Here is a 3,395-nt window from a genome sequence, read left to right on the forward strand (position 1 = left end):
GACCCTTGATAGATCGCGCGAAAGAAACCGTGCACCAATGGTGCCCAGTATCGAAAGCACACCTGTGTCGCAGACGAATACCGAGCTATCCCAACAGACCGTTTGGATGATGGCAGTTCGCGATACGCGTGATCGCAGTGCCTTTGTCAAACTCTTCGATCATTTTGCGCCGCGCCTGAAAGGCTTCGTCATGCGATCCGGTGTGTCGTCGCATCAGGCCGAAGAGATCGTTCAGGATGTCATGCTGACGATCTGGCGCAGAGCGTCAACGTTTGATCCGCACCGCGCACAGGTCTCTGCGTGGATCTACCAAATCGCGCGCAATCGCCAGATTGATATCGCGCGCAAGGAAAACCGGCCGATGCCAGAAGAGCTGAAGGAAGAGCCTGGCAGCGCCTCGGATGCCAGCCAGATCCTCGGCGTCGAGCAGGAATCGGTCTATTTGAAACAAGCGCTCGCCAAGCTCGCCCCTGAACAGCGCGAGATGATCGAGAAAGCCTATCTTGGCGAGTTGACCCATCAGGAAATCAGCGCGCAGACCGGCCTTGCCCTTGGAACCGTGAAATCGCGTATCCGGCTTGGCCTCGAGCGCCTCAAGCACGAGTTGAAGGACCTCAAACCATGAGAGTCATTACCCATCATACTCCCGACGCCATGTTGGCGGCCTATGCAGCGGGCAATCTTCCCTATGCCTTCGCGGTTGTCGTTGCGAGCCATGTGTCGCTTTGCGAACAGTGCCGTGCGGCGCTAGAAGCGCATCAGATGATCGGCGGCGTGGTGCTGGAAGAAACCGGTGCTGTCGGCGTGTCCGCCGCTCTGAAGGACGATATTTTGGCGCAGCTTGATGCGCCGTTCACCCCCGAACCGGTTTTTGAACGGACGGGGGCCTATCCCGGCCCGGTGATGGAGGCCCTGAAGGGGCGCCCCATTCGGTGGAAGACGCTGGGCATGGGCGTACGTCAGGACATCCTTTCTGCGGATAGGAACGGCTCTGTGCGGTTGCTTTACATTCCGCCGGGACAGGCGGTGCCGGATCACGGCCACAATGGGGTGGAGCTGACGTTGGTCCTGCAGGGCAGTTTCCAAGACGAGACCGGCCGCTTCGGTGTGGGCGATCTGGAGGTGGCGGATGAAGCGCTTGAACATACCCCGATTGCCGTCGAGGGCGAGGCTTGCATCTGCCTTGCCGCAACCGATGGCAGCCTGAAATTTCGCGCTCTGATGCCGCGGTTGCTGCAGCCGATCTTTCGAATCTGAACGCTGCCGCCGATCAACTCGGCGGCGCGGGATTTGAGGGCCGTGGCCTACTTGCCGCGATAGACCAATATATCGGGCAGATAGGACAGGCTGCGGATGGCCCAGGAGAACGGTGCGGGAAAGTCGGTGCGGAACCGGCGTTTTCGCATCGCCGCCATCACTCTTGTAGCGGCATCTTCGGGTTCCATCAGCATCGGCATGCTGAAACTGTTCTTCTGGGTCAGCCGGGTCTTGATGAAGCCGGGATTGATGATCCGGACAATCACGCCGGTGCCCTTGAGATCAAAGCGCATGGTTTCAGCCAGACTGATCAGCGCGGCCTTGCTCGCCCCATAACCCACGGCGGCGGGAAGCCCGCGATAGCCGGCCAGCGACCCGATCAGCGTCACATCACCTCGTCCCTTGCCGACGAGTTGCGGCATAACCTCGCCCAGCACACGCATGGCGCCGGTGAAATTCACGTCGAGCATGGCCAGCGCCGCGTCACTGTCCCATTCGGTGGCGCGCATCGGGTCATAGGCGCCGGCGTTGTAGATCACTCCGTCGATCGCGCCGACGTCGGCGGCGGCCCGGCGAACGGCGTCGGTGTCTGTCACATCCAGAGGCACGGCGCGGGCATTGGGCAACTCTGCGACAAGGCTTTCAAGCCGCTCGGCGTTGCGTGCCGACAGAACCAGATGCGCACCCTCAACGCTCAGCTTTCGGGCGAGTTCGCGGCCCAAGCCCTCGCTGGCCCCGACAAGCCAATAGGTCTTGCCTGCGAAGCTGCTCATTTGCCTGTGCCCTGCAAGGTATAGCTGTCGGAAATCGGCAGCAACGGCGCCGGTTGCCTTCTTAGAAAAGGCGCGCGCTTCAGATACAGGATTGCCGCCTGCCAGTGGATCAGCGTCAACACGCGGACAGCGCCCAGCGGACGCCGCAGCGCCGCCCAGAAGAGCGAGGTGCTGGTCGCGGGGCGCCGTTGGCCGGACAGGGTGGCAAGCACACCCTCATCGCCGTTTTCGAAGGCGATACGGATGTTTATCGCTTGTTCACTCATGTCGAAATTGAACCGGTATTGCCCGGCGACCTTCTGAAACGGCGAAACATGCATGAGTTTGTCGGCCGTGATTTCGTCGCTCTTGGCAATGGGGCGAAAATCCTTGTGGGCGCAGAAGTAGCAATGCCTTTGGCCGAAGGTGCTGTTGACCTCGGCCACAAAGGCGCAGGGCTTGCCGTCGATCAGGGCGATCCAGAAACTGACCGGGTTGAACTGAAACCAGAGAAAGCTGGGTTGGGCCAGCAACAGCAACTGCGCACCCGCCAAAGGGAAACCGCGCTCTGAAAGAATTTCCCTGAACCAAGCAAGCCCGCGCCCATCGTTGCGTTGCCCACCGTGATGACGGTCCCATATCGACCACAGGTTGAAGCGATTGCGCGATATCAGCCACGGACGGGCCGGGCCAAGATCGGTGAGCACATAGTCCACCCCATAGGTGAACCTGTTCCTGATCGCGCCACGACGGGCGTGAAGGGTCTGGGCTTGAATGTGGTCCAGCATCATATCCCGGTTACGAGTGCAGGCAGGAACCGGATCAATCGCTGCAAGAACTTTCCTGCCGCCAGTGTGATCCGAACCGCGGTGCCCGGCGTATTCGTTCCATAACCTATCCAAGATGAGGACGGAATGTTCGATCAACTCCACGGCCCGCGCAAAAGGATCGCAATCGTCGGAGGAGGTATTTCCGGCCTTTCCGCCGCCTATTACCTGTCGCCCTATCACGATGTGACCCTGTTCGAGGCCGCACCCCGGCTCGGCGGGCACGCCCGTACGGTGATGGCGGGCAAGAATGGCGACCAGCCGGTGGATACGGGCTTCATCGTGTTCAACTACGTGACCTACCCGTACCTGACCCGGCTGTTCCGCGACCTCGATGTGCCGGTGGTAAAGAGCGAGATGAGCTTTAGCGCCAGCATCGACGGCGGCAGGCTGGAATATGGGCTTGCGAACATGCAGGCCCTCACCGCCCAAAAGAGCAATCTGCTGCGTCCGCAATTCTACAAGATGATTGCCGACATCGTTCGTTTTGGCAAACAGGCCGAACTTGCTGCCAACAACGATGACAAGACCATCGGCGATCTGGTTGATGAGCTTGGTT

The 3,395-nt window shown here is 60.2% G+C and carries 5 protein-coding genes; 3 read left to right on the forward strand and 2 right to left on the reverse strand.

Features of this window, described 5'->3' with window-relative positions; translation table 11 throughout:
* The first annotated feature begins 106 nt into the window (after positions 1-106).
* Together WBB85_RS18965 and WBB85_RS18970 are read left to right on the forward strand one after the other, a co-directional pair.
* Positions 107-625, forward strand: coding sequence for a sigma-70 family RNA polymerase sigma factor (locus WBB85_RS18965; protein WP_432640150.1), 519 nt, complete (start codon positions 107-109; stop codon positions 623-625).
* The gene (locus tag WBB85_RS18970; protein WP_432640151.1) at positions 622-1,257 is read left to right on the forward strand and encodes a ChrR family anti-sigma-E factor; all 636 of its coding nucleotides are present in this window, start codon (positions 622-624) and stop codon (positions 1,255-1,257) included. The genes WBB85_RS18965 and WBB85_RS18970 overlap by 4 nt, the downstream gene beginning before the upstream one ends.
* A 47-nt stretch (positions 1,258-1,304) precedes the next feature.
* Here the strand turns inward: WBB85_RS18970 and WBB85_RS18975 are convergent, their stop codons facing one another.
* Together WBB85_RS18975 and WBB85_RS18980 are read right to left on the reverse strand one after the other, a co-directional pair.
* Complete coding sequence (locus tag WBB85_RS18975; protein ID WP_432640152.1) at positions 1,305-2,030, reverse strand: SDR family NAD(P)-dependent oxidoreductase; 726 nt, start codon at positions 2,028-2,030, stop codon at positions 1,305-1,307.
* Positions 2,027-2,935: a DUF1365 domain-containing protein gene (locus WBB85_RS18980; RefSeq protein ID WP_432640153.1), complete on the reverse strand. Its 909-nt coding sequence runs from the start codon at positions 2,933-2,935 to the stop codon at positions 2,027-2,029. The genes WBB85_RS18975 and WBB85_RS18980 overlap by 4 nt, the downstream gene beginning before the upstream one ends.
* On the opposite strand from WBB85_RS18980, the gene WBB85_RS18985 reads away from it, so the two are divergent.
* Positions 2,924-3,395, forward strand: a 472-nt coding sequence (locus tag WBB85_RS18985; protein ID WP_432640154.1) for an FAD-dependent oxidoreductase, incomplete at its 3' end; no start/stop codon positions are given. The two genes, WBB85_RS18980 and WBB85_RS18985, sit on opposite strands and share 12 nt — an antisense overlap.

The organism is Albidovulum sp. (assembly GCF_049646345.1).
Taxonomy (GTDB): Bacteria; Pseudomonadota; Alphaproteobacteria; order Rhodobacterales; family Rhodobacteraceae; genus Albidovulum.

Bases quoted from the DNA above. Each gene is read 5' to 3' on its own strand.
- WBB85_RS18970 (WP_432640151.1), top strand. From the start codon at position 622: ATGAGAGTCATTACCCATCATACTCCCGACGCCATGTTGGCGGCCTAT.
- WBB85_RS18965 (WP_432640150.1), top strand. From the start codon at position 107: ATGATGGCAGTTCGCGATACGCGTGATCGCAGTGCCTTTGTCAAACTC.
- WBB85_RS18975 (WP_432640152.1), bottom strand. From the start codon at position 2,030: ATGAGCAGCTTCGCAGGCAAGACCTATTGGCTTGTCGGGGCCAGCGAG.